Origin of the sequence: Microbulbifer pacificus (genome assembly GCF_002959965.1) — a bacterium.
Taxonomy (GTDB): domain Bacteria; phylum Pseudomonadota; class Gammaproteobacteria; order Pseudomonadales; family Cellvibrionaceae; genus Microbulbifer; species Microbulbifer pacificus_A.
On record NZ_PREV01000026.1, the window covers coordinates 644,980 to 669,865 of the forward strand.

At 58.7% G+C, this 24,886-nt stretch carries 24 protein-coding genes and 2 tRNA genes; 4 read left to right on the forward strand and 22 right to left on the reverse strand.

The window, feature by feature from the left end; all coding sequences use genetic code 11:
* Nucleotides 1–11 precede the first annotated feature (11 nt).
* The 4 genes from C3938_RS03195 to C3938_RS03210 all read right to left on the reverse strand — a co-directional run bounded on the left by C3938_RS03195 (nt 12) and on the right by C3938_RS03210 (nt 5,343).
* Nucleotides 12–2,369, reverse strand: coding sequence for a marine proteobacterial sortase target protein (locus C3938_RS03195; protein WP_105103199.1), 2,358 nt, complete (start codon nt 2,367–2,369; stop codon nt 12–14).
* Between the two features lie 291 nt (nt 2,370–2,660).
* Nucleotides 2,661–3,764, reverse strand: a complete 1,104-nt coding sequence (locus C3938_RS03200; protein WP_105101801.1) for a phosphoribosylaminoimidazolesuccinocarboxamide synthase — start codon at nt 3,762–3,764, stop codon at nt 2,661–2,663.
* 116 nt (nt 3,765–3,880) lie between these two features.
* The gene (locus C3938_RS03205; RefSeq protein ID WP_105101802.1) at nt 3,881–4,993 is read right to left on the reverse strand and encodes an AI-2E family transporter; all 1,113 of its coding nucleotides are present in this window, start codon (nt 4,991–4,993) and stop codon (nt 3,881–3,883) included.
* A gap of 77 nt (nt 4,994–5,070) precedes the next feature.
* Nucleotides 5,071–5,343: a sulfurtransferase TusA family protein gene (locus tag C3938_RS03210; protein WP_105101803.1), complete on the reverse strand. Its 273-nt coding sequence runs from the start codon at nt 5,341–5,343 to the stop codon at nt 5,071–5,073.
* 165 nt (nt 5,344–5,508) lie between these two features.
* Between C3938_RS03210 and C3938_RS03215 the strand changes: the two genes are divergently transcribed.
* On the forward strand, nt 5,509–7,026 hold the full coding sequence (locus C3938_RS03215; RefSeq protein WP_233998624.1) for a M48 family metalloprotease: 1,518 nt from the start codon (nt 5,509–5,511) through the stop codon (nt 7,024–7,026).
* A 200-nt stretch (nt 7,027–7,226) separates the two neighbouring features.
* Here the strand turns inward: C3938_RS03215 and nadA are convergent, their stop codons facing one another.
* The 18 genes from nadA to C3938_RS03305 all read right to left on the reverse strand — a co-directional run bounded on the left by nadA (nt 7,227) and on the right by C3938_RS03305 (nt 21,366).
* The gene (gene nadA, locus C3938_RS03220; RefSeq protein WP_105101804.1) at nt 7,227–8,306 is read right to left on the reverse strand and encodes a quinolinate synthase NadA; all 1,080 of its coding nucleotides are present in this window, start codon (nt 8,304–8,306) and stop codon (nt 7,227–7,229) included.
* A gap of 230 nt (nt 8,307–8,536) precedes the next feature.
* Nucleotides 8,537–8,612 (reverse strand) — tRNA-Lys (locus tag C3938_RS03225).
* Between the two features lie 84 nt (nt 8,613–8,696).
* A tRNA-Lys gene (locus C3938_RS03230) sits at nt 8,697–8,772 on the reverse strand.
* Nucleotides 8,773–8,867: 95 nt separating this feature from the next.
* On the reverse strand, nt 8,868–9,560 hold the full coding sequence (gene queC, locus C3938_RS03235) for a 7-cyano-7-deazaguanine synthase QueC (protein ID WP_105101805.1): 693 nt from the start codon (nt 9,558–9,560) through the stop codon (nt 8,868–8,870).
* A gap of 42 nt (nt 9,561–9,602) precedes the next feature.
* Nucleotides 9,603–10,253, reverse strand: a complete 651-nt coding sequence (gene queE, locus C3938_RS03240) for a 7-carboxy-7-deazaguanine synthase QueE (RefSeq protein WP_105103201.1) — start codon at nt 10,251–10,253, stop codon at nt 9,603–9,605.
* A gap of 315 nt (nt 10,254–10,568) precedes the next feature.
* Entirely contained in the window at nt 10,569–11,399 is an 831-nt protein-coding gene (gene ybgF, locus C3938_RS03245; RefSeq protein ID WP_233998625.1) for a tol-pal system protein YbgF, read from the reverse strand.
* Between the two features lie 15 nt (nt 11,400–11,414).
* Nucleotides 11,415–11,891 (reverse strand): OmpA family protein, encoded by a 477-nt coding sequence (locus C3938_RS03250; protein WP_105101807.1) that lies wholly within the window; start codon nt 11,889–11,891, stop codon nt 11,415–11,417.
* Between the two features lie 136 nt (nt 11,892–12,027).
* Nucleotides 12,028–13,323 carry a Tol-Pal system beta propeller repeat protein TolB gene (gene tolB / locus C3938_RS03255; RefSeq protein WP_105101808.1) on the reverse strand — a complete coding sequence of 432 codons (1,296 nt, stop codon included), beginning with the start codon at nt 13,321–13,323 and terminating at the stop codon, nt 12,028–12,030.
* Complete coding sequence (gene tolA / locus C3938_RS03260) at nt 13,323–14,105, reverse strand: cell envelope integrity protein TolA (protein ID WP_105101809.1); 783 nt, start codon at nt 14,103–14,105, stop codon at nt 13,323–13,325. Before tolA ends, tolB begins: the two co-directional genes overlap by 1 nt.
* A 16-nt stretch (nt 14,106–14,121) precedes the next feature.
* Nucleotides 14,122–14,553 (reverse strand): protein TolR, encoded by a 432-nt coding sequence (gene tolR, locus C3938_RS03265; protein ID WP_105101810.1) that lies wholly within the window; start codon nt 14,551–14,553, stop codon nt 14,122–14,124.
* Between the two features lie 35 nt (nt 14,554–14,588).
* Entirely contained in the window at nt 14,589–15,281 is a 693-nt protein-coding gene (gene tolQ / locus C3938_RS03270; RefSeq protein WP_105101811.1) for a protein TolQ, read from the reverse strand.
* A 4-nt stretch (nt 15,282–15,285) separates the two neighbouring features.
* Nucleotides 15,286–15,690 (reverse strand): tol-pal system-associated acyl-CoA thioesterase, encoded by a 405-nt coding sequence (ybgC, locus tag C3938_RS03275; protein WP_105101812.1) that lies wholly within the window; start codon nt 15,688–15,690, stop codon nt 15,286–15,288.
* Nucleotides 15,691–15,827: 137 nt separating this feature from the next.
* Complete coding sequence (gene ruvB / locus C3938_RS03280; protein ID WP_105101813.1) at nt 15,828–16,847, reverse strand: Holliday junction branch migration DNA helicase RuvB; 1,020 nt, start codon at nt 16,845–16,847, stop codon at nt 15,828–15,830.
* Between the two features lie 46 nt (nt 16,848–16,893).
* On the reverse strand, nt 16,894–17,505 hold the full coding sequence (gene ruvA, locus C3938_RS03285; RefSeq protein ID WP_105101814.1) for a Holliday junction branch migration protein RuvA: 612 nt from the start codon (nt 17,503–17,505) through the stop codon (nt 16,894–16,896).
* 265 nt (nt 17,506–17,770) lie between these two features.
* The gene (gene ruvC / locus C3938_RS03290; protein WP_105101815.1) at nt 17,771–18,301 is read right to left on the reverse strand and encodes a crossover junction endodeoxyribonuclease RuvC; all 531 of its coding nucleotides are present in this window, start codon (nt 18,299–18,301) and stop codon (nt 17,771–17,773) included.
* Between the two features lie 146 nt (nt 18,302–18,447).
* A complete protein-coding gene (locus tag C3938_RS03295; protein WP_105101816.1) occupies nt 18,448–19,191 on the reverse strand; it encodes a YebC/PmpR family DNA-binding transcriptional regulator in 744 nt (247 codons plus the stop codon).
* A gap of 97 nt (nt 19,192–19,288) precedes the next feature.
* Nucleotides 19,289–21,067 carry an aspartate--tRNA ligase gene (gene aspS, locus C3938_RS03300; RefSeq protein WP_105101817.1) on the reverse strand — a complete coding sequence of 593 codons (1,779 nt, stop codon included), beginning with the start codon at nt 21,065–21,067 and terminating at the stop codon, nt 19,289–19,291.
* Between the two features lie 32 nt (nt 21,068–21,099).
* Nucleotides 21,100–21,366 carry an FmdB family zinc ribbon protein gene (locus C3938_RS03305; protein WP_105101818.1) on the reverse strand — a complete coding sequence of 89 codons (267 nt, stop codon included), beginning with the start codon at nt 21,364–21,366 and terminating at the stop codon, nt 21,100–21,102.
* A gap of 305 nt (nt 21,367–21,671) precedes the next feature.
* Here C3938_RS03305 and C3938_RS03310 point away from each other — a divergent pair, with 305 nt between their 5' ends.
* The 3 genes from C3938_RS03310 (at nt 21,672) to C3938_RS03325 (ending at nt 24,862) form a co-directional block, all read left to right on the forward strand.
* A complete protein-coding gene (locus C3938_RS03310) occupies nt 21,672–22,112 on the forward strand; it encodes an HU family DNA-binding protein (RefSeq protein WP_105101819.1) in 441 nt (146 codons plus the stop codon).
* Between the two features lie 178 nt (nt 22,113–22,290).
* Nucleotides 22,291–24,021, forward strand: a complete 1,731-nt coding sequence (locus tag C3938_RS03315; RefSeq protein WP_105101820.1) for a proline--tRNA ligase — start codon at nt 22,291–22,293, stop codon at nt 24,019–24,021.
* Between the two features lie 280 nt (nt 24,022–24,301).
* The gene (locus C3938_RS03325; RefSeq protein ID WP_105101822.1) at nt 24,302–24,862 is read left to right on the forward strand and encodes a lytic transglycosylase domain-containing protein; all 561 of its coding nucleotides are present in this window, start codon (nt 24,302–24,304) and stop codon (nt 24,860–24,862) included.
* Nucleotides 24,863–24,886: the final 24 nt, after the last annotated feature.

A 24,886-nucleotide genomic window follows, 5' to 3' on the forward strand; every position in this document is an offset into this window, starting at 1 on the left:
TCCGCGTGTGGTCACCGGGACGTACCCCGCGGGTTGTCGCGTTTTGCCTGCAGGTAAAATTCCAATCGGCTGCGACGACGGCGGGTATCCGGCAACACACCCCGCAGCCAGCGGCGCACCGCACGCTCGATAGCGCCGCGCCACACGCGCAGCCTCGTCGCGCCGCGCACCAGCCCCCCAAGACCCAGCAAGAGAACGGCGAGCAGCCATTGACCATAAATACCATTGGCGGTTGCCGGGTAGGTAAAGGGCTGCTGCACCTGACCGTGAGCAACAGCGTTAGGTACCGGACTCGATTTCAGTGACTCCGATAACGGGCGCACCGGCGTTTCTTCCACCGCGACAAAACTGGTGTAGGGGCTCGACAGTTGATAGGCCAGTGCCAGCCGCAGGATTTCTTCGCGCAACGGATCGACTACGCCATCCCCTGACAGCGGCCCGCGCTCGCGCTGTTCGTCGCGGAGCACGGCAATTTTCGCCCGCGCCCACAGGCTGCCGATGCTCTTGCCAGTCTGGTCCACCGCAAGCTGGGAAAGCGATACCGTGCGGGAAAAATGCTGACCCGCGAGGCGTCCGGTGATCGTCACTTCACCAGACGAAGCCACACCGAGACGGTGCCCGTCTACCCGCGCCAGCAGGCGTACCGGTTCGCCACGGTAGAGATCCGGCAACCGCCTAGGGTAGGCCTCAACATTCATGCCCTGGGGCCACTGTACCTGCAAGTCCGTTACCAGTGGGCTTTCCAGCTTCTCGAACAGCACGCGCATTTTACTTTGCACTTCACTCAGATCTCCGATCTGCACGAAGCTTCCACGCCCGTACTCCGCCGCCTTTGACATAAAGAAGCTGTTTGGCGCGGACCCGATACCAACGGGGAACAGGCGCACGTTACCGAGTCGCTGACGGATCAATTCAAACAATGCGGATTCGTTGCCGACCGCGCCATCGGTAATAAAAATCAGCTGCCGGACCAGTTCATCGGATTCATCACCGACCTGCTGTGACAAGGCTTCTTTCAGCGCCGGAGCCATTTCAGTGCCCCCGGTGGCTTGCAGAGACTCCACCCAATTGCGTGCGCGGTGAATATTTTCTGCTGACGCCGATACCGGACGGGGATAAAACGTGCGGTAGTTGCTGTTGAATTCAATCACATTGAAGCGATCCGTCGCCGACAGACGAGACAATGCCAACAGCAGACTTTCCTTTGCCTGTCGAATGGAGTTGCCACTCATGGAACCGGACGTGTCCAGTACGAACACAACTTCCCGCGGTAATTTTCGTGTGGTGCTACTGTCCTGGGGCGGCAATAGCAGCAGCTGCAAATATTGTGAGGCATCCGCTACGGACTGCTCGGCAAACATCGCCGCTGCAGGCATGGCGGAAGACTGTGGCCGCCAGTACAACGCAAAATCCCGATCCATCGGAACACTGCCCTGCTTGAACTGGATACGGTAGTGGTGGTTAGTCTCACTGCGGAAATCTATCTCGTGGTAGGAACTGTGAATATCTGCGAGCGGTAATCCCATGCCGAGGTCGATTTGAATTTTCATCCGATGACTCCCCCGCTCCGCCAGTTCGCTGTCCGGCACCATCACCGGAGAAATCTGGTCTGCATCGGGCACCTGATCCGTGGGTAACGACCAGCCGTGGGCGTTGAGGTTCACTTGCTGTTGTGGCTTCACAGGCTCACCGGGCATGTAGCGTGGTGTCAGGGTACTCGGCAGACGCAGGCTGAACTGGCCACCCTCAAAGCGCAGGGTCTGCAGGTAGCGGACTTCCACCGAGATCTTCTCGCCCGGTGCGATATTCGCCACCCGGCTGGTAAACAGGTTCGGGCGCTGCTGCTCCAGCAGAGCCGCGCGCTTACCGGCTTCGCGTGCTTCCTTGTAAATTTTCTGCGCCTGCTGACGCTCGCGTACCTCGCCGATGATACGCCGCTCGCCAACCACGATTTCCATGCCATTGACCGCGGCGCTTTCCGGCAGTGGCAATACGTATACCGCTTCCTGCCAGTCATTGCTGGTGTTGGAAAACTGCTGTTGCAGTGTGACTTCCGCCACCAGCCCATGCACGCGGATGTCGACTTCGGTGCCGAGGTGAATGGCGGGGATATAGCGGCCTTTTTCGGTGGTCTGGAACAGTAGGTCGCCACTACCGGTGTCATTGATGCCGACGCTTTCAAATTCCGCAGTCGGCACACTCTCCGCTTTAGCGCCGACGGCGGCGAGCAGGACGGCTATCGCAGTCACCAGTAGCAGTAACCAGCTGCCGGTGCGGTTTTTGCGGTAGCGGCGGCGGTAATATTCCTCGGTGGGAAGAATCAGCAGGTCGCGTTCGATACGCGGCGCGTGGAAAAAGGGACGGTTCACTGGTGCCTCCAGAGTTTTCATCAATGGAGACATTTAACAGAGGCAAGTGGGCAGCGGCGGGTTATAAACCGGGCGGGGTAAGGATCAATTGTGGCGAATTGTGGCGGAGTGTTTTCAGCGGGCTCATGGATGCCTCGTAGCCACCTCCGCGGCGGCAAATCACCGAGGAGGGCGTTTCAGGACCGCTGTGAACCCGCCCCCAGCGCTTTGGCACCAAAGCAGCAATTCACCGGCACCCGAAAAAAAAGAAACCGGCACAGAGGCCGGTTTCAAGATTTCATATCGGAAAAATCAGTCAATCAAACCGTATTCATCCCGCAGCACCTGAATAATTTCCGCTTTCGGGTTGTCAGAAATCTCAAGCTTGCCGCCAATGATTTTCTCAGCGATACCCACGTAAGTTGCGGACAAATCCATCAACATGGATTCCGGCAGTTCATTGTCGCGGGCCAGGGCCTCACGTTCGTCCATGCGATCCTTGTTCAACAGGATGTCCGGATCCGGGAAGTAGTTCAACAGCGCCTGGCGGAAGCCCTCTTTGGAGTTTTCCACAACCTTGCCACCGCGATAGGCCTCGCCATCCCAGATACGGGAAGAGTCCGGCGTGCCAACTTCATCCATGTAGATCAGCTTTTCGTTACCCTCCGCATCCGTCACATAACCAAACTCAAATTTGGTATCGACAAAGATCTGATCCAGCTTCGCCAGCGCGGAGGAAATCACATCGAAACCTTCTTTCAGAAGTTTTTCGTACAGATCAATATCGCCTTTGCTGCGGAAATTGAATGCCTCGAAATTGTCTTCGATGTTCTTGCGGGTAATGTTCACATCATCCGCTTCCGGAACTCCGGGAATACCTTTGAGGATACCCTTGGTGGATGGCGTAACCAGCAGTTCCGGAAGTTTCTGGTCCTTCTGCAGACCATCCGGAATTTCAATGCCGCAAAACTCACGTTCGCCCTTACTGTATGCGCGCCACATGGAGCCGGTAATGTACTGACGCACGATGGCCTCAATCCTGACCGGGCTCGCTTTCTGTACGATCCATACCCCCGGATGGGGAATATCCAGGATATGGCTGTCCGCCAGCCCCTGCTCCTTGAACAGCTTGAACCAGTGATTGGAGATTGCGTTCAGTGCCGCACCTTTACCGGGTACACCGAGGAGGCCGCCTTCACCGGTCCAAATGCAATCGAAGGCGGAGATGCGGTCGGAAATGACCATGACTGCCAGCGGCGCGTCCGCAGCCACCGGGTAGCCTTTCTCTTCGATCAGACGGCGACTGTCTGCCTCGGTCAACCAGTACACAGAGCGGACCTTGCCACTGTGGACGGGTTTGTCGGTGCGGATTGGCAAATCGTTGTTCACTGCCAGTACTTTGTCAGCGAGGCTCATGGGTCTTTCCTATGGCTGGTTCAGCGGCCTGACCACGTATCGCGCGGCGGCCTGAAATGAAGCGCGGGATATTAGTGCCCCCGACGGGAGATTGCCACTCCCACCGGGCACCGGGATTAATTGTCGGTATCGCTGCCTTCGCTCGCAGCCAGCAGCTCACGCGCCTGCCACGCCGCCTGGTGATCCGCGGTGGGCCAGGCGTTCATGATGGCCTTGGCAAGGGTAGCCAGGGGGATAGCGAAAAACACGCCCCAGAAGCCCCAGATGCCACCAAACACCAGTACCGCCAGAATGATCGCCACCGGGTGCAGGTTGACGGCCTCGGAGAACAGGATGGGCACCAGCACGTTGCCGTCCAGCAGCTGGATGATGCCGTAGGCAAACATCAGCCAGAAAAATTCGCTGCTCCAACCCCACTGGAACAGACCGATGGCGGCCACCGGTATGGTCACCGCCGCAGCACCGATATAGGGGATCAGTACGGAAAGCCCCACGGCCACGGCCAGCAGCAGGGCATAATTGACACCCAGTAACAGAAAGGCGACGTAACTCACTACCGTCACGATCGCGATCTCAATCACCTTTCCGCGCACATAGTTGGCGACCTGATCGTTCATCTCGTACCAGATCTGGCGCAGCATCGGGCGCTGGTGTGGCAGGAAGGACGCGCACCAGGCGAGCAGTTTGTTGGAGTCCTTGAGAAAGAAGAACACCAGGATCGGCACGATAACCAAATAGATGAGTACCGCGGCCAGCACCGGGATATTGGCAAGGGAAAACGTGAGTACTGTCTGGCCGAAAGAGCCCAGTTCACTGCCCAGGGTATTGAAGATCTCGTCGATCTGCTGCGCGGTCACCAGACGCGGATACTGCTCAGGCAACAACAGCAACAGTTCCTGGCCGCGATCGATCATATTCGGTAATTCGGCAAACAGGCGCACCGTCTGACGCCAGATGATCGGCATGACCACAAACATCAACCCCGCGATTGCACCTACCAGCACCAGGCAGGCTATGGTGACCGCCAGCCAGTGCGGCACTCTCCAGGACTCCAGGCGCTGCACCATACCCTGCAGCAAAAAAGCGATTACCAGTGCCGCCAGCACCGGTGCCAGCACGCCCCCCAACGTCGCCAGTACAACCATGGCCACCAATAGCAGCAGCACCAGCAGCACCACTTCTTCCTGGCTGAAATAGCGATTTACCCAACCCCTGACGATCGCGAACATAAAACGACGTTACCTGACTGTGGATACATGACTTTGAATGGGCATCAGCGCGTGTAGTTGGCGCCGACACGGCAGTTTCAGATGGCGGCGAGCCAGTAGTGGAACTCGCCACCCGGGCACTCGGTTCGCAGCAAAGGTACACCACTCAGGCGGCAAAAGCTGCGAATATCCTCGCGGGATGCGGGGTCCGTGGCCATCAGATGCAGCAGCGCTCCCGGCGCCAGAGTTTTCAACGCGCGACGCATCGCCAGCAGTGGCTGCGGGCACGGAAGACTGCGGGCATCTACCCTTAAAGCAGATTCCCAGTCAAACTCCGGGGCTTCTGTGGCTGCATTGGCGATATCGGTCATAGATAAGCGGTAAAGATCCGTAAATGCGGCGAATTATACCGGCCGTTTCCGGTCAATGGGTCATGGTATAGAACCTTCGCGCCCGGAACTGTTCAAAACCTCGACAGTCCTACAGGGTTACGTATAGTGTTAGCCACAGGCAACCCGGCAGACGCAGTAAATGATATGACCGACCATTCCTCTATGTTCAGGCGCGCTTCAGGCCACCATCCGTGCGCCTACTGGCAGAACCTGCGCCGGTGTGCCGCCGGTATCACCGCCGGTCTGCTGCTTGGGGCCGCCCCCATCGCCGCCACCGCGCAGGACGACAACCACATCCAGCTACCGCAACTCGGGGACACCAGCAGCGGCCTGGTCTCCCGCGCGCGGGAAAATGAGCTGGGTGAGATGTGGCTGCGTATGTTCCGCAGCCAGGTGCGCACTTCCAGCGATGCCCTGCTGCAACAGTACGTGGAAAACTCCCTCAAGGTCCTCGCCGAATACAGTCCACTGGAAGACAAGACTCTGGACGTGGTGGTCGTCAAAAACGACACCATGAACGCCTTTGCGGTGCCCGGAGGTGTGGTCGGGGTACACACTGGGCTGTTCCTGTTTGCGGAAAATGAAGACCAGTTCGCCTCGGTCCTCGCCCACGAACTCGCGCACTTGAGTCAGCGCCACTACGCCCGCTCACTGGAAGCCCAGCGCAACAGTACACTGCCCACCCTCGCCGGTATGCTCGGGGCCCTGGTGCTCGCCGCCACCGCCGGTGGCGACGCGGGTATCGCCGCGATGACCGCCACTCAGGCCGCGGCTCTCGACAACCAGTTGCGCTTCTCCCGTCAGAACGAGCAGGAGGCGGACCGCGTAGGTATCGAGACCCTGGCCAAGGCGGGCATGGACCCGCAGGCGGCCGGCGAAATGTTCGAGCAGATGCTCAAGGCTACCCGCTACTATCGCCGCCCACCGGAATTCCTGCTCACGCACCCGGTGACCGAGAAGCGGATTGCCGACGCCAAACTTCGCGCCAACCGTATGGACAAGGTTCCGCTGCGGGACAGCCGTGAATACCACCTGATGCGCGCGCGTATCCGTGTCGCCGCCGAGGCCACTCCACAACAGGCGGTAAAACGCTTCCAGGCGGAACTGCTCGGTGTGAACGACAACGAAGACGCTGCCCGCTATGGCCTGGTTCTGGCGCAGACTTCCGCCGGCAAACCGGACGAAGCCCTGGACAACCTGCAGCCACTACTGGACAAAGAGCCGGACAAAGATGCCTTCATCCTTGCCCGTGCCGATATCGACCTGGCCCGCCACGACTACACCAATGCTACCCGTCGGCTGGAAAAGGCGGTGGAAAACAACCCCAAGAACCACGCGCTGATCATGGGGCTCGCCAATGCCCACTTCAAAGCCGGGAACTATATGGCCGCCGAGCGCATTCTTTCCAAACACAGCCGCGTGCGCCGCAAAGACCCGGCGGTGTGGTACCTGCTGGCCGAAACCCACGGCCTTGCCGGTGACATCGTCGGCGTACACGAAGCCCGCGCCGAGTACTACATCCTCAACGGCGTGTTCGACAAAGCCCTTCAGCACCTGCGCCACGGCGTGCGCCTGGCCAAGAACGACTACCAGACCCACGCGATTCTGGAACAGCGGATGAAGGATGTGATCAAGATGCAGGAGAAGGCAAAAGAACTCTGATTTAGTTTTTTTGCGGAAACTTGTCCGAAGAGATTTAGTCCGACGTTAAGGCGGAGCGCTGGGTGGGCATTTTCAGAACCGTCGCAAACAGGGATGTTTGCGACGGAGCGTACAGGGATGTATTGAAGGGGGGCGCCTAGCCCGGTTCTGAAAATGCCCACCCAGTGATCCGCCGCCACTGAACTCTTATCGAAGCTCTCTCAATCCAGCGGTTTGCGAAAATCCAGCATCCGCTGCAGCGGCATCATCGCGCGCTTGCCCAGTTCCGGATCCACCAGGATTTCATTGTCACCGCGCTCCAGTACCCCGCACAGATTTTCCAACGAATTCATTGCCATCCATGGACAATTTGCGCAGCTACGGCAGGTGGCACCGGAGCCCGCAGTGGGCGCGATGATCAGCTCCTTGTCCGGACACTGCTGCTGCATCTTGTAGAAAATTCCCTGGTCAGTGGCCACAATAAACTGCTTGTTCGGGCGGGTTTTTGCCGCGTTGATGATCTGGGAAGTTGAACCCACCACATCCGCCAGCTCCACCACCGCCGCGGGCGATTCAGGGTGCACCAGCACCAGCGCATCGGGGTAGAGCGCCTTCAGATCCGCAACGCCCTTAGCCTTGAACTCCTCGTGCACGATGCAGGCACCATCCCACAACAACACATCCGCACCAGTCTGCTTCTGCACGTAACTGCCCAGATGCTTGTCCGGTGCCCACAGGATTTTTTCACCCTGGGAATCTAGATAATCCACCACATCCAGCGCAATACTCGACGTCACCACCCAATCCGCGCGGGCTTTTACTGCAGCGGAAGTATTTGCGTAAACCACGACAGTGCGATCCGGATGCTGATCACAGAATGCGGAAAACTCGTCGATCGGACAGCCGAGATCCAACGAGCAGGTTGCCTCCAGAGTAGGCATCAGTACGCGCTTGTGCGGGGTGAGAATCTTGGCGGTTTCCCCCATGAATTTAACCCCAGCGACGATCAGCGTATCCGCCTGATGCTGGGCACCGAAACGCGCCATTTCAAGGGAATCCGACACGCAACCACCGGTTTCTTCCGCCAATTGCTGGATCAGCGGATCGGTATAGTAATGGGCAACCAGTACCGCATTCTGCTCTTTCAGCAGTCGTTTGATACGCTCGCGCCACAGCTCCAGCTCTTCCGAAGTATATTCATGCATGCCGGGGTGTAAGAGGTGCTCCTGCACGAACTCTCTGGCATCAATGGCATTCGGCGCGGAGCTGCTGGTGGCAATTTTTTCGCTGCTGTCTGTCATGCTGTGCTGTATCTCTGTCACACGGGAAGGCCGGCATTATACCGGTCTGCGGAAATTTCGCTGAACTCGGGGATCGACTTCAAACAGCCCGGGTAATTCCGGGGAGCCGCGCCTGCTTCCACAGAGGAAATTCTAGGATGAAACAGGAAATAGAACGAGGCAGCCCAATCCCGCGTGAGCGCGGCTTTTCTTCTGAAGCTTGCAGGAAATGATCGGGGAAAGGAGGTAAATGGTGGGTCGTGCTGGACTCGAACCAGCGACCAATTGGTTAAAAGCCAACTGCTCTACCAACTGAGCTAACGACCCTTCACACAGCCGGCAAGGACGAGCCTGGCTGGAAATACATGACGAAGGCCTGGTAGATAGCGAATCGTCACGGGCGAGGAGAAATGGTGGGTCGTGCTGGACTCGAACCAGCGACCAATTGGTTAAAAGCCAACTGCTCTACCAACTGAGCTAACGACCCTTAATCACCCTCGCCTTGAGGAGCTGCGTATCTTACGGATCTAATCCGAAAACACAAGTCCCGATTACAAAAAAATTTCCAACAAATATAAGGGCTTAGCTGCCCCCGGTACTCCCCGCATAGATGGTTGGATCCTCCAGGCCAGCCTCGGCAAAACCGGCCGCACGCAGGCGGCAGCTGTCGCAGCGGCCACAGGCTGCGCCGCTGGGCTGGGCCTGGTAACAGCTCACGGTCAAACTGTAATCCACGCCGAGTTCCGTCCCGCGCTTGACGATATCTGCCTTGCTCATATTCATCAGCGGTGCGTGAATCGTCAGTTTCTTGCCTTCCACACCGGCGCGTGTAGCCAGATTGGCCATTTTCTCAAAAGCGTCGATGTACTCGGGGCGGCAGTCCGGGTAACCAGAATAGTCAACGGCATTCACGCCCACAAAAATATCCTGCGCGCCCAGCACTTCCGCCCAACCGAGTGCGATCGACAGAAACACCGTGTTACGTGCGGGCACATAGGTAATAGGGATTCCGCTGGTTTCTTCCTCCGGCACCGCGATGCTGTCGTCGGTAAGCGCAGAGCCGCCAATGACCCGAAGGTCCAGTTTGACCACTTTGTGCTCTTCCGCCCCGAGATCCGCCGCCACCCGCTGGGCGGCGATCAACTCCGCGCTGTGACGCTGGCCGTAATCGAACCCCAGCGCATAGCATTCATAGCCATCCTGATTGGCCATAGCCAGAACCGTGGCGGAGTCGAGACCTCCAGATAACAGGACGACAGCTTTCTTCTTACTCATAAACTCATCCGAATTCTGTGAGGGACAAACCAGTACCCGACATCATACGCCGGGCACATCCCCCCATAGCAGTTTGTGCAGCTGGATCTGCATTCGCACCGGCAGACCATCTTCCAGAATCCACTCTGCCAACTGGCGCGGGCTCAGCTGCTCGTAACTGGGGGAAAACAGGACATCTCCCACGCGGTCCGCAAGGCGGTACTGATCGAGGGTGAACCTGGCCCAGTCATAATCACCCCGGTCGCAGATCACAAACTTGACCTGGTCACGAGTATTCAGCAGCGGAATGTTCTCCAGGCGATTGCGAGACTGTTCGCCGGAGGCCGGTGTTTTTAGATCCACTACTCGCGATACTCTGGAATCCACCGCATCCACGGGCATCGCGCCGCTGGTCTCCAGGGACACCTGGTAACCCGCGTCACACAGCGCGGTCAGCAGAGGCAGACAATTGGGCTGTGCCAGCGGCTCGCCACCGGTCACACAGACGTGGCGGGCGGGATAGCTTTGTACCTTCTGCAAGATATCGGCCAGCGTCATGCGCTCCCCACCGTAAAAGGCGTACTCTGAGTCACAGTAGGTACAACGCAGCGGGCAGCCCGTAAGGCGCACGAACACCGTGGGCAAACCGGAATCCCGCGCTTCCCCCTGAAGCGAGTAAAACAACTCGCTGATACGGAGAGACTCAGCAGTCATATCTTTTCCGGCCAACCCGGTCTTTACCTCGGTATTCATACGCAATCTGTATCCCGCGCTGTCAATCTCTCGCCTCTCATACCGCACCTCACCCCGCGACCTGCCTGCTCACTGCGGGCTCCGGGCACAAATAAAAACGCCCGGATGGAGCAAACCATCCGGGCGCGGGATCATAGATTCTTTTTGATCACAAAACCAGCACCGACGTCCGGCACACGACGATCCATTTGTTCATCGCAGCACCCGTCTATCCCCTCCTCACGCCATCGTTATGGGCCGATGGTTGTTCAGGATGAGAAAAGTGATCGGTTCCGGTTAAAAATTTTCCTTCAGGTACTGCTTTGCAAGCCCTGAGGCGCGGGCATCACTAGATGCCACCTGTTGCAGCAATTCCTTGGCCTTCGCGTTGTCGCCCAACTGATGGTAGACGGTGCCGAGTTTATACCGTCCATCCCAGACCTTGCTGGAATTGGGGTAACTCTCCAGCAGCGTCACAAACCAGGTGCGCGCTTCTTCCACATTGCCCTGCACCAGCGCTATCTCACCCAGCCAGTAGTTGGCGTTGGGTGCATATTGACCGTTTGGAAAGTCATCCAGGAGGCTTTTGAAGGCTTTGCTGGCACCGTCGTAATCACCGTTGCGCGCAAGGTCAAAGCTCGCCTGATAGCGATCCTTTTCGTTCTCGCTGGCCGCCGCTACACCACCGCTTGCCGGCGTCTGGGGCTGAACCCCCGCATCGGCTTCTTCAGTGTCAGCGGCTCCGGACTCGGGAGCTCCGGTCGCGGGGGCTGTGCCACTCAGTTTGGAAATTCTGCGGTCGAGATCCATGTAATCTTCGGTGCGCTGTTGGCGCAGCCGTTTGACTTCATGTCTCAACTCCTCCACGGCTCCCCTTAGCTCCTGAACTTCCTGCTGCAGAACCTGCATCTGGTAGTAGGCGTCCGCCTGCGGGTTTGCCTGCAGGCGGCCGGCTGAGCTATCCGCACGGCTGGCTAGCTGCGGATAACTCGGGGGCGGCGGAGTTGCAATGCCCCGGTTTGTGGTACTGCCGCTGGACAGATCCACCACCGGAGCCTGCGCATACGAGGTCGATACCGCAGCCATAAAGGCTGCGGTAACCGCGATACTTCTAATCAGAAAAGACAAAACCATGTTTTCAGATTAGTTGATAACCACGCGACGGTTCATGGCACGAGCGCTTTCGCTGGAGCCTTCGGAAGCCGGGCGCTCTTCACCGTAGCTGATCACTTCCAGGTTCGCGGCGTTTACGCCTTGCAGAACCAGGAAATCGCGAACAGCGTTGGCACGACGCTCACCCAGCGCCAGGTTGTATTCACGGGTACCCAGCTCATCAGCGTGGCCTTCCAGACGCACGGTGCCAGTGGCGCCGCGCATACGGTCAGCGTGCTTGATCAGCAGCTCACGGGTGGACGGCTTCAGCAGGGACTGGTCGAAGTCGAAGTAAACGACATTGTCCAGAGCAACCGGAGCCTGAGTGGTAGTGTCTTCTACTACAGGAGCCTGGGTTTGGTTGTAGGCGTTAGCATTGGCGCTATCGTCGGTATCGGTGCTGGAACAACCGGCCATTACTGCCAGTACGCAAGCCAGACCCAGACCGGTTTTAACTGATTTGAACATAAACAACTCCGCTTAAAGTGTTATCGAAAAATCTTGTCAGACATACCACCCGGTAACTTTACCGGGAATTACCTTCTTCTTATTTGTTTGATTTCACACCCATAGCAAGAACATAAGGCTCCCTGTGGGTACTGCATCAATCAAAGTAAGGCGACCACGCCGGCTCGCGGACATTTCCCTGTTGCGAAGGCAGACTGTATTTGACTCCGGCATCCAGCGACACCGCTGCCAGAATACCCTTACTCCCCCGCTTGGTGGCGTACATCAGCATCGCGCCATTGGGCGCAATACTTGGGGATTCGTCCAGGCGCGTCTCCGTGAGGACACGCATTCTGCCGGAAACGATATCCATCGTAGCGATGGTGAATACCCCGCTGCTACGATGCACCATAACCAGCGTTTTGCCATCGGGAGAGACCCGCGGGCGCGCGTTGTAATCGCCGTCGAAGGTTAAGCGGTCTACTTGACCCGTGGCAAGAGTCAATTGATAAATTTGTGGCTTACCTCCCCTGTCGGAAGTGAAAACCAGCGATTTTCCATCCGGCATCCAGTTCGGCTCGGTATCAATGGAGAAGTGGCGGGTCATCCGGGTGAACTGGCCACTGCGCAGATCGAGCACATAGATCTCCGGGTTACCGTCCTTCGACAGCACCATGGCCAGCTTGGTACCGTCTGGCGACCAGGTGGGAGAGCTGTTCAACCCTTTGAAGTTGGTGAGCTGCTGGCGCGCGCCAGTGCGGATATTTTCACGGAAGATTGCTGGGCGACCGGTCTCGAAAGAGACATAGGCCACCTCCTGACCATTGGGGGACCAGCTCGGTGACATCACCGGCGCACTGAAGCGCCGGATCTGGCGTGCGCGCGCGCCGTCGACATCCGAAACCATCAGGGCATAACTGGGCTGCCCGCCACGGGAGGTTTCCTGCACATAGATCATCTGGGTGCCGAAGGCGCCACGGATACCGGTAATGGCTTCAAAGATCTCATCTGCAGCGCGGTGCGCGATATCCCGCAGTTGCTGGGGTCCGCCGGTAACCTGTTTGGTGAACATCTTGCTCTGACCAAAAACGTTGACCAGATCAAAGCTCAACAAATAGCCGCCGGACTGGGGCTGCATGCGGCCGGTGACCACATACTCGGTGCCCAACACGCGCCAGTCGCGGAAGCTGACCTCTTCCGGCGTCTTGGGGAAAGACAGCATATCTTCCCGCGGCACCGGCGCGAACAGTCCGCTGCGGCGAAGGTCCGCGGCGATGATCTCGGAAACATCCTCCGGCAACACACCGGTTCCGGACCAGTCAAACGGTGCCACCGCGATCGGGGTCGGGTCCTGGTTTCCGTCGCTAATCTCAACCACCAGCTGTGCCCTGGCGGACACGGCCAGCACACAGCTGACCAGGGTGGCAAACAGCAGGGAGACTCTTTTTTTCATCATTGGCGCAGGCCTTCGACTCTGAATATCAGTTTGGTTGTGCGGATCTGCCGCTCGAACAGCGACGGTTCCTTGCGGGCCACGTCGGCCACTTCCGGGAATACTTCGACTTTCTTGACCGCAGTCAGCACCGATCTGTCCACCGCGGCATTGCCGCTCCCCCGGGTAATAGTGGCGGCAACCACCCGTCCCGTAGGCACGAAATTGATCTGCACTTCCACCACCATGCCGTTGCGGGCACTGGGCGGGCGGCTCCATACGGATTCGATGCGCTGCTGGATAGCCTGGGCCACGGACATAACGGCGGCGGCATCACTGCTGGCATCGTGGACCTCTTCCTCATCCTCCAACGCATCTTCAAAAGCATTCTTACGCTCCTGCTCCAGCTTCTCCTGCCGTGCTTTTTCCTTGCGTTCCTTTTCCTTGCGGGCTTTTTCTTCCGCCTCTTTTTTCTTGCGGGCCTCTTCGGCCTTGCGCTTCTTGTCCGCCTCTTCCTTTTTCTTGCGTTCCGCGGCGGCCTGGCGTTTCTTCTCTTCCGCCGCCTTCTGCTGGCGCTCGAGTTCCTGCTGGCGGCGCTGCTTCTCGATCAGATCCACCTTCGGCGGCGCCTTGCGTTCATTGGTCGACTTGGACTCCAGCTGCACCAGTTTTGCCTGCACGAACTTGGGCATGGGCTTGAGCTCCTTCTTGTGCTCGGCCTCCCACCCAAACGTCAGCACGGCAATCAACAGGGCGTGCAGCGCCACACTAATAACGATAGCCGGACCGTAAGAGCCGTTCATACTGCAAGGTCCCGGATCATTGTGACGGCGGCTCGGTGACGAGACCGACGCTCGGCGCCCCCGCCTGCTGCAGGTGCGTCATCGCGCCCACGATCAGGCCGTACTTTGCATCGGTATCACCCCACACCAGCACCGGGGTCTTCGGCTTCTGGCGCAACACCTTGGCAACCGTTTCCTTGATCTCCGGCAGCGGCTTGGCGACCTTTTCATCCTCGCCGAGATTGAGGTAGTAAGTGCCATCTGCCTTCACGGACACGATCAGTGGCTCGTCGTCGGTATCCTCGATCGGCGCGGACGGTGCGTCCGGCAGATCGACCTTGACCCCCTGCATCAACAGCGGTGCGGTCACCATGAAAACAATCAGCAGCACCAACATCACATCGATGTATGGCACCACGTTGATCTCGGAGACCAGCTTGCGCTTGGGGGCTTTGCGAAAATTGCTCATGGTTCGACTCCTGGCACAGCTCCGCTATGGGCGCCTCAGCTGGCGGCGTGCACTTTGCGGTGCAGGATGGAGGAGAACTCTTCCGCGAAGGTTTCATAGCTGGACAGCAGCCACTCGGCCTTGGCGGAGTAGCGGTTGTAGGCCATGACCGCGGGTATGGCGGCGAACAGCCCCATGGCAGTCGCTACCAGTGCCTCGGAAATACCCGGTGCCACGGTGGCAATCGTCGCCTGGTGCATGGTAGCGAGGCCACGGAAAGAGTTCATGATGCCCCACACGGTACCGAACAGGCCGATGTAGGGGCTGACGGAACCTACGGTGGCAAGGAATGGCAGGTTCATTTCCACCTTCTCCTGCTCCCGGGACATCGCCACGCGCATGGCGCGCTCGGTGCCTTCCATCACCGCCGCCGGGCTGCTCTTGCCCTGCTGACGCAAACGGGTGAACTCGGTGAATCCGGCACGAAACAGGGATTCAACGCCATCGATCTTGCCCCGCTCCGCCGCCGCATTGCCGTCGCGGAACAGCTGATTCAGATCCGAACCGGACCAGAACCGGCGCTCGAAGTTGATCATGGCCTTGCGCGCACGGGACAGGTAGGTACCGCGCTGGATGATCATCACCCAGGAGACCACCGAGGCCATGAGCAGCATCAGCATTACCAGCTGTACCAGCAGACTGGCGCTGGAAATCAGCCCCCACAGAGAAAGTTGTTCACCGGCATTCATGTCGTTAACTCACTGCCTTCAATGCTTGATAGATGGATTCGGGTAGAGCGCAGGGCTTGCGGCTGGCGTCGTCGACGCAGGCCACTTTGACCACACCCTCGCAAATAATTTCATCGCCGCGCCAGATTTTCTGCTCAAAGGTAATCGCGGCGCGCCCCAGTTTGCCGATGGCGGCACTGGCCTGTAATTGATCGTCCAATATTGCAGACTTTCGATACTGAACCTCCGCTGAATGCACCACCAGCAGCAGCCCCTGCTGTGGCATTGCCGGCTTATCATAGCCGAGCGAACGGACCATTTCTGTGCGGGCCCGCTCCATATACTTCAAATAATTTACGTAATAGACGATGCCGCCCGCATCGGTATCCTCGATGTAGACGCGAATGGGAATGTGGAAGGGTTCTGGCACAGGTTGTCCTTAAATCGCCGACCGCGAACTCGGTTTTATTGATCTTCTGCGGTGTGGCGGTCGCCGGTACCGTCTGCAAGGACAAAACGGCAACCACCAACGATAGGACAACATGCTACAGGATGACGACCAGTTCGTCAGGTGCGGTCGGGCTTCGGGATACCAAAATGTTCATAGGCCAGCGCCGTCACCACCCGACCCCGCGGGGTGCGGGTGATGTAGCCCTGCTGGATCAGGTAGGGTTCGAGCACATCCTCAATAGTGTCGCGCTCTTCGCTGACCGCGGCGGCCAGGCTGTCGACCCCTACCGGGCCGCCATCAAACTTTTCGATCATGGTGAGCAGCATGCGGCGATCGAGCTGGTCGAATCCGCGCGCGTCCACATTGAGCATGTTCAGCGCGCGGTCAGCAGTCTCGGCACACACGTGGCCATTGCCTTTTACCTCCGCATAATCGCGCACCCGCCGCAACAGTCGGTTGGCGATACGCGGGGTTCCACGGGCACGGCAGGCCACTTCCCGCGCGCCCCCCTCATCCATTTCCACCCCCATCAGGCGGGCAGAGCGGGCAACAATGCTGGTGAGGTCGTCGATGTTGTAGAACTCGAGTCTCTGTACGATGCCAAAACGGTCCCGCAGCGGCGAGGTAAGCAGGCCCGCGCGCGTGGTCGCACCGACCAGGGTAAACGGTGGCAGGTCCAGTTTGATGGAGCGCGCGGCCGGGCCTTCGCCGATCATGATATCGAGCTGATAGTCCTCCATCGCCGGATACAACACCTCTTCCACATGGGGACTAAGGCGGTGGATCTCGTCGATGAACAGCACATCACCCGGCTCCAGATTGGTCATGATGGCGGCAAGATCCCCGGCCTTCTCCAGTACCGGGCCGGAGGTGGTTTTGATCGCCACCCCCATTTCCGCGGCAATGATATTGGCGAGAGTGGTCTTGCCAAGGCCGGGCGGGCCGAACACCAGAGTGTGGTCAAGCGCTTCCTTGCGCAGCTTCGCCGCCTGAATAAAGATTTCCATCTGCTCCCGCACCACCGGCTGGCCCACATAGTCTGCGAGAGACTTGGGGCGCACGGCACGGTCGTACTGCTCTTCCTGACCGGAAGGGCCTATGGGTTCGGGAGCGATGAGACGGTCGGCTTCAATCACAGAATCTACTCGTTAAATCAGGCTCAGCCACACGGGCACAAACAATTCAGGCCGGAGCCATGCTCTTCAGGGCGAGGCGGATCAGGGTGGCGCTGTCGGCGTCGGACTGATCCTTAACGGCGCGGGCGATCATTTTGGTGGCATCGGTGGGTTTGTAGCCCAGTGCTACGAGAGCACTCTCAGCCTCGCCGGCATAGTCGACTTTCGGTGTGGCACTGACTGCCATCAATGGGATATCGCCGAGGTCGCCAACCTGTGGAGTAAGTTTGCCGCGCAGCTCGATAATCAGGCGCTCGGCGGTCTTTTTACCGACACCGGGTACTTTTACCAACGCTGCGACATTATCGTCGGCCACGCAGCGTGCGAGGGCGACGCCATCGAGACCGGACAGGATCGCCAGTGCCATTTTCGGGCCGACACCGTTGACCTTGATGAGGGTGCGAAACAGCTGGCGATCCGATTCGCGGAGAAAGCCAAACAGCTGTTGGGAGGTTTCCGACACCGCCAGGTGGGTGTGCAATTGCACACTGCCACCCAGTTGCGGCAATTCGAATATGGTGGTCATGGGGGCCAGCACTTCGTAGCCTACCCCCTGCACATCCACCAAAAGTTGTGGCGGCTGAACCGCAGCCAGCTTGCCGGTAAGTCTTCCGATCATTGTTGTCTCAGTTTCATTTTCTTAATTCCGGAGCCCTGCTTCTGGAGGCCCGGTGGCGGTGCTGCTATCGATTGCTGTGTGCGAGACACGAGCTACGCGCCCCCCTCAACCCATCCATGGGGACTCTTCCGCGAGGTGGCCCAGCCGCTCCACGTATTCACGGCGCCTTCGGCCCCTCTCGCGGAAGGTCTCGCAAACAAATATCGGTATCAGCACCTTCGCATATAGTTCTATGAATTTGCCCACCAACGAGCAAAACACCAAGTCAGGTAACACTCAGACGCCCACGCCGGAACCGGGCCCGGGAACCGGTGGACGACTGGATCAGCGTCTGCACCGTGTGCAGATGACAGAGCGCCACCGCCAACGCATCCGCGGCATCCTCCTGCGGTGAAGCGGGAAGTTTCAGCAGGGTTTTGACCATGTGCTGCACCTGCAGCTTGTCTGCTGCACCGTTGCCCACCACCGCCTGCTTCACCTTGCGCGCTTCATATTCCGACACCGGCAGTCCGGCATTGGTGGCGGCGACGATGGCGGCGCCCCGCGCCTGCCCGAGCTTTAGGGCCGAGCCCGCGCTCTTGGCCATGAACACGTTTTCGATGGCCATCTGCTCGGGCTGATATTGCTGGGCGATCTGACTGACGGCGTCGAAAATGAGCTTGAGTCGCTCTGGCAAAGGCGCGTCCGGTATGCGGATCACACCGCTGGCCACATAACGTGCCTGCGAGCGCTCCACGTCAATCAGGCCATAGCCGGTCTTGCGCGAGCCGGGGTCTATCCCCAGGATTCGGGTCACGGCAGCCTACCCCCTGTACATTTATACAATTCCAGTGGGAAGTGTCCCAAGGTGATCGCGGGGCGTCAAGGCGAAAGAAAGCCTCGGTGTTCAGATACAAAAATGCCCCGACTGGCGGGGCACGTTATCTCGCGGTGGATATGGGATCAGTCCAGCTCGGCCATCACCTCTTCAGGAATATCGGCGTTGGTATAGACGTTCTGTACATCGTCGAGGTCTTCCAGCATATCCACCAGCGCCAACACCTTTTCCGCACCGTCCTTGTCCAGGGGCACAGTGGTCGAGGGGATCATGGCAATTTCCGCGCTGCCCGGGGGGAACCCCGCTGCGGCGAGCCCCTCTTTCACGGCCATGTAATCGGTAAATTCAGTGGTCACCTCGATGCTGCCATCGTCATGGGTGACGATATCTTCCGCACCGGCCTCCAGCGCCGCTTCCATCAGTGCCTCTTCATCCACGCCAGACTCGTAGAACATCTGCCCCTTGCGCGAAAAGAGATAGGCGACGGAGCCATCGGTACCCAGGTTGCCGCCGCGCTTGGTGAAGGCGTGACGCACTTCGCTGACGGTGCGATTGCGGTTGTCGGTCAGGCACTCCACCAGAACCGCAACACCGCCAACGCCATACCCCTCATAGGTGACCGATTCATAGTTGTCGCCATCATTGGCGCCGGCACCGCGGGCAATCGCCTTGTCGATGGTATCGCGCTTCATATTCGCGCCGAGGGCTTTGTCGATGGTGGTACGCAGCGTCGGGTTGTCATCCGGATTGGCGCCAGCCTTGGCGGCAACGGTCAGTTCGCGAATGATTTTGGTAAAGATCTTGCCCCGCTTGGCATCCTGAGCGGCCTTGCGGTGCTTGATGTTGGCCCATTTACTGTGTCCCGCCATGGTTAACCCCCTGAATTGACTCCGAAGTTGTCGCCTGAAAATGAAAAAGGCTTCCGGTGGCGGCCGGAAGCCTGAGCCGAAAACCTTGCCGGCAGGATCAGCCCACCTGCTCCTCTTTACTGCGCAGCCGGATACTCAACTCGCGCAGTTGCTTGGCATCCACCGCTCCCGGTGCATCGGTCATCACACACGCAGCACTCTGGGTTTTCGGGAAGGCGATGACGTCACGAATCGAGTCGCTGTTGGTCATCAGCATCACCAGACGGTCGAGGCCGAAGGCCAAACCACCGTGGGGCGGCGCGCCGAACTTGAGAGCATCCAGCAGGAAGCCGAATTTTTCGCGCTGCTCTTCCGCACTGATACCCAGAGCGCGGAATACCGTCTGCTGCATGTCCTGGTTATGAATACGGATAGAACCGCCGCCCAGCTCGGTACCGTTCAGTACCATGTCGTAGGCGCGGGACAGGGCTTCCAGCGGGTTCTTTTCCAGCTCCTCCGCCGGGCAGGACGGTGAGGTAAACGGGTGGTGCAGCGCGGTAACGCTGCCATCGTCGTTCTCCTCGAACATGGGGAAGTCCACAACCCACAGAGGTGCCCACTCGGAGACGTACAGGTTCAGGTCTTCACCCAGCTTGCAGCGCAGGGCACCGAGTGCCTCGGAGACCACTTTCCCCTTGTCAGCACCGAAGAAGATGAGATCGCCATTTTCCGCCTGCAGGCGGTCGAGAATGGCGGCGCGCACCTCGTTCGGCAGGAATTTGACAATGGGGGACTGCAGACCGTTTTCCAGGTCGGACTTGTCGTTAACCTTGATATAGGCCAGCCCCTTGGCGCCGTAGATACCAACGAACTTGGTGTAATCGTCGATCTGCTTGCGGGTCAGCTTGTCGTTGCCACCGGGGACTTTCAACGCGGTAACGCGACCTTTCGGGTCGTTGGCCGGACCGGAGAACACCTTGAAGTCCACCTCGGTCATCAAATCCTTGATATCCACCAGCTCCAGCGGGATACGCAGATCGGGCTTGTCGGAACCGAATTTCGCCATCGCTTCAGAGAACGGCATACGCGGAAACTCTCCCAGCTCCACGCCTTTCAACTCTTTGAACAGCTTGCGGATCATGCCCTCGGTAATGGACATGATGGCGTTCTCATCGAGAAAGCTGGTCTCGATATCGATCTGGGTGAATTCGGGCTGGCGGTCTGCACGCAGGTCTTCGTCGCGGAAGCACTTGGCGATCTGGTAGTAGCGGTCGTAACCGGACACCATCAGCAGCTGCTTGAACAGCTGCGGGGACTGCGGCAGCGCGAAGAATTTGCCCGCGTGGGTACGGCTCGGCACCAGATAATCACGGGCACCTTCGGGCGTGGCCCGGGTCAGGATCGGGGTCTCGATATCCAGGAAGCCCTCGCCATCGAGGTAGTTGCGGATGGCGTTGGTAATCTGGGAGCGGAAACGCAGATTGCGCTGCATCTCGTTGCGACGCAGATCCAGATAACGGTACTTGAGGCGTACGTCTTCGCCAACCGCGGTGTGCTCGTCCAGCTGAAAGGGCGGGGTTTCCGCGGAGTTCAGAATTTCCAGCTGCAGGCCGTAAACCTCAATTTCGCCGGTCACCATATTCGGGTTGACCGCTTCCGGCGCACGCGCACGCACGCGGCCGGTGACCTTGAGAACGTACTCGCTGCGCACGCGGTCCGCCAGCTTGAAATGTTCGGCGGCGTCCGGATCAAACACCACCTGGGCAATGCCATCGCGATCGCGCAGGTCGATGAAGATCACCCCGCCGTGATCGCGGCGGCGGTCTACCCAGCCACACAGGGTTACTTCGCGGTCAATATCGGCGGATCGCAGGGCGCCACAGTAATCGGTGCGCATGGAGTCTTATTCCCTTAGTCAGTAATGTTGAATCAGCTTGCTTTGGCAGTGCCGGAACTGGCTGCCGGCTTGTCCTTGTTCGGCTTGGCGGCGTCGCCCGCCAGGTTCTTCTTGCTGCCGGTCTTGAAATCGGTTTCATACCAGCCGCCACCTTTGAGCCGGAATCCGGCCGCGGAAATTTTCTTGCTCAGTTCCGCCTGGTTGCACGCGGGGCAGTCCGTCAGCGGTGCATCGCTCATACGCTGCAGGGCTTCCATCTGGTGGCCGCAGGCCCTGCACTGGTATTCGTAGATAGGCATGGCTTTTACCCGAAATCTCACAGCATTCAAAGGGGCGCAGATTATACATGAGCCCCCCGGAGGGAAGAAGTTACCTGCATTCGGCCACTGCGGAGCCCTGCCCTTCCGCTACAAAAGGCTAAATTCCGGCCAAAACCCTGTAAAAATGCACTTTTTTTCCAATTTTTCCCGGTGCGCGCGGATAAAAACTGGATATACTCAGTCCAGTACTTGGGAACCCCCTGTCGTACTGGAGAATCCGACCGATATCCGGAGCTCCCGAACCACTTTCACTGGAAAAACACTGATATAGAAGGAAGCTAACGATGGCCGCACGCAAGACCGCAGCAGCTAAGAAAGCCCCCGCCAAGAAAGCAGCAGCCAAAACTGCAGCGAAAAAGGCTCCCGCCAAGAAGGCGCCAGCCAAAGCAGCTCCAGCCAAGAAACTGGCGGTAGCGAAAGAGAAATTCACCAAGACCCAGGTGCTGAACCACATTGCCGAGGCCACCGAGCTGTCCCGCAAGCAGGTTCAGGCGGTACTGGACGAGCTGACCAACGTGATCGAGAGCCACGTGAAGAAAAAGGCTGTGGGGGAATTCGCTCTGCCGGGCCTGCTGAAAATCACCACGGTGAAAAAGCCGGCCAAGAAAGCGCGTAAAGGTATCAACCCCTTCACTGGCGAAGAGACCATGTTCAAGGCCAAGCCCGCGAGCATCCAGGTAAAAATTCGCCCGCTGAAGAAACTGAAGGAAATGGCCGAGTCCTGATTCTCGCCACTTCCCGGTACGAAAACCCCGCTTTTGCGGGGTTTTCTGTTTCAAGACACAGATTAAACCCGTGGCGGCACCTGTACCTTCGCGTCAAACTAGGTGGCCCTACCAAAACGGCGCTGCAACGGCGTAAAATGGCCGCCCTCTGAAATTCAACGACCAAAAAGAAAGCCCTATGCGCGCCTCCCGCTATCTGATCGCCACCCAGAAAGAAACCCCCAATGACGCTGTGGTCATCAGCCACCAGCTGATGCTGCGCGCCGGCATGATCCGCCGCCTCTCTTCAGGACTCTACACCTGGCTGCCCACCGGTCTGCGCGTACTGCGCAAGGTGGAGCGTATCGTGCGCGAGGAGATGGACCGCGCGGGTGCGCTGGAAGTGCTGATGCCGGTGGTACAACCGGCGGAACTGTGGGAAGAATCCGGCCGCTGGCAGCAATACGGACCGGAACTGCTGCGTATTCAGGATCGCCACGACAACCCCTTCTGCCTGGGCCCGACCCACGAGGAGGTGATCACCGACCTGATCCGCACCGAGATCAGCAGCTACAAACAGCTGCCGGCGAATTTCTACCAGATCCAGACCAAGTTCCGCGACGAGATCCGCCCGCGCTTCGGCGTGATGCGCGCGCGCGAGTTCACCATGAAGGATGCCTATTCCTTCCACCTGACCATGGACTCCCTGCAGGAGACCTACGATGTGATGCACGATGCCTACTGCCGCATCTTCGATCGCATTGGTCTGGATTACCGCCCGGTTCTGGCAGACACCGGTTCCATCGGCGGCTCCCACTCCCACGAATTCCACGTTCTGGCTCAGAGTGGCGAGGACGACATCGCGTTTTCCACAGTGAGCCGTTACGCGGCGAATGTGGAACTGGCGGAAGCCGTAGCGCCTGCCGGTGACCGCCCTGCACCGAGCAAGGAAATGGCGGAGCTGCATACCCCGGGACAGAAAACCATTGCCGCACTGGAAGAAGCTTTCGGTATTGCCGCGAATACCTCGGTAAAAACCCTGATCGTTCTGGGTGAGACCGAGGAAGAAGATGCCGAGGCGCCGCTGGTGGCCCTGGTGCTGCGCGGTGATCACGAGCTGAATGAGCTGAAAGCCGAGAAACTGCCGGGCGTCGCCAGCCCCCTGCTGTTTGCCCCGGAAGCGCGTATTGCCGCGGAGCTGGGTTGCGGCATTGGCTCATTGGGCCCGGTGGGCTTGAAGATCGATGTGATCGTGGATCGCGCCGCGGCGCATCTGGCGGACTTTGTGTGCGGCGCCAACAGGGATGATTACCACCTGACCGGTGTGAACTGGGAGCGCGATGTGGCGCTCGCTCGCGTGGAAGACCTGCGCAATGTGGTGGCTGGCGACGCGAGCCCGGATGGCGAGGGTGTGATTGAGATCAAGCGCGGTATCGAAGTGGGCCATATTTTCCAGCTGGGCAACAAGTACAGCCAGGCGATGAATGCCAAGATGCTGGATGAGAACGGCAAGGAGCAGGTGATGGTGATGGGCTGTTACGGCATTGGGGTTTCCCGTGTTGTGGCGGCGGCTATCGAGCAGAATCACGATGAGGCCGGCATCATCTGGCCGGAGGCGATAGCGCCGTTCCAGCTGGCGATTGTGCCGATCAATATGCAGAAGAGTGAAGCGGTTACCCAGAAGTGTGAGCACATCTATGCGGCGCTCACCGCCAAGGGTATCGATGTGCTGCTGATGGATGAACCGAAGGCGCGTCTGGGTGCAATGCTGGCGGATACCGAGTTGATGGGTATTCCACACCGCATCGTGGTCGGCGACCGCGGCCTGGAAGGCGGCAAGATCGAGTACAAGGGCCGTCGCGATTCTGAGAATTCAGAGTTTTCTGCGGATCAGATCGTGGACATCCTGCTCGAGAAAATCGCTCACTGAATGATGTTTACTTCGTAGCCCTCTGTCACTCCGTATGCTGACCCGGAGGCGGTCGAGCACTGGGGGGAGGGTTTCGAAACCGCTGTGAATACATCCCTGTACGCTGCGTCGGCGACGTCCCTGTCGCCGACGCTTTCGAAACCCTCCCCCCAGCACTCACCCTTCGCGAATAGATCACCGCTCTGTTCAAATGGTCCTGCGGAGTAATGCACTTCGATGCGAAGGGCGTGACATCTTGCGATGTACCGAAATCCCAAAGCTTCCCGTAAAATCCTACCCCATGATAAGAGCAACCCTCACCACACTCCTGCTGTGCCTGTTCAGCACTGCCGCACCCGCCCAGGTCAAAGAGGTGGACCCGCAGCTGCTGGTGGCACTCAGGGAAGCCGTGACCGAAGCGGACTCCTTCGTCGATCGCTTCGATGCGGAGGTGTGGTTGATGGCCAAGTCCCAGCCGCTGGCGCGCTATATCAAGGATCCGCAGGAGCGTATGCACGTGCTCAAGGCGATCCACCGGGAAGCGACGCGGGCGGGACTGCAGCCGGAAATTGTGTTGGCGGTAATCCAGATCGAAAGTGCCTTCGACCCCTATGCCGTTTCCCGCGTAGGCGCTCAGGGCATGATGCAGGTGATGCCGTTCTGGAAAAACGAGATCGGCCGCCCAGACGACAATCTCATCAATATGGACACCAATCTCCGCTACGGCTGTACCATTCTCAAACACTACATCCAGAAGGCCAAAGGCAACATGCCAAACGCATTGGCCTACTACAACGGCAGTTACGGCCGGCACACATACAGCCGTAAGGTACTCGATGCCTGGGCGGAACGCTGGCGTTGATTGCGATACCTATTTCAGAGGTAC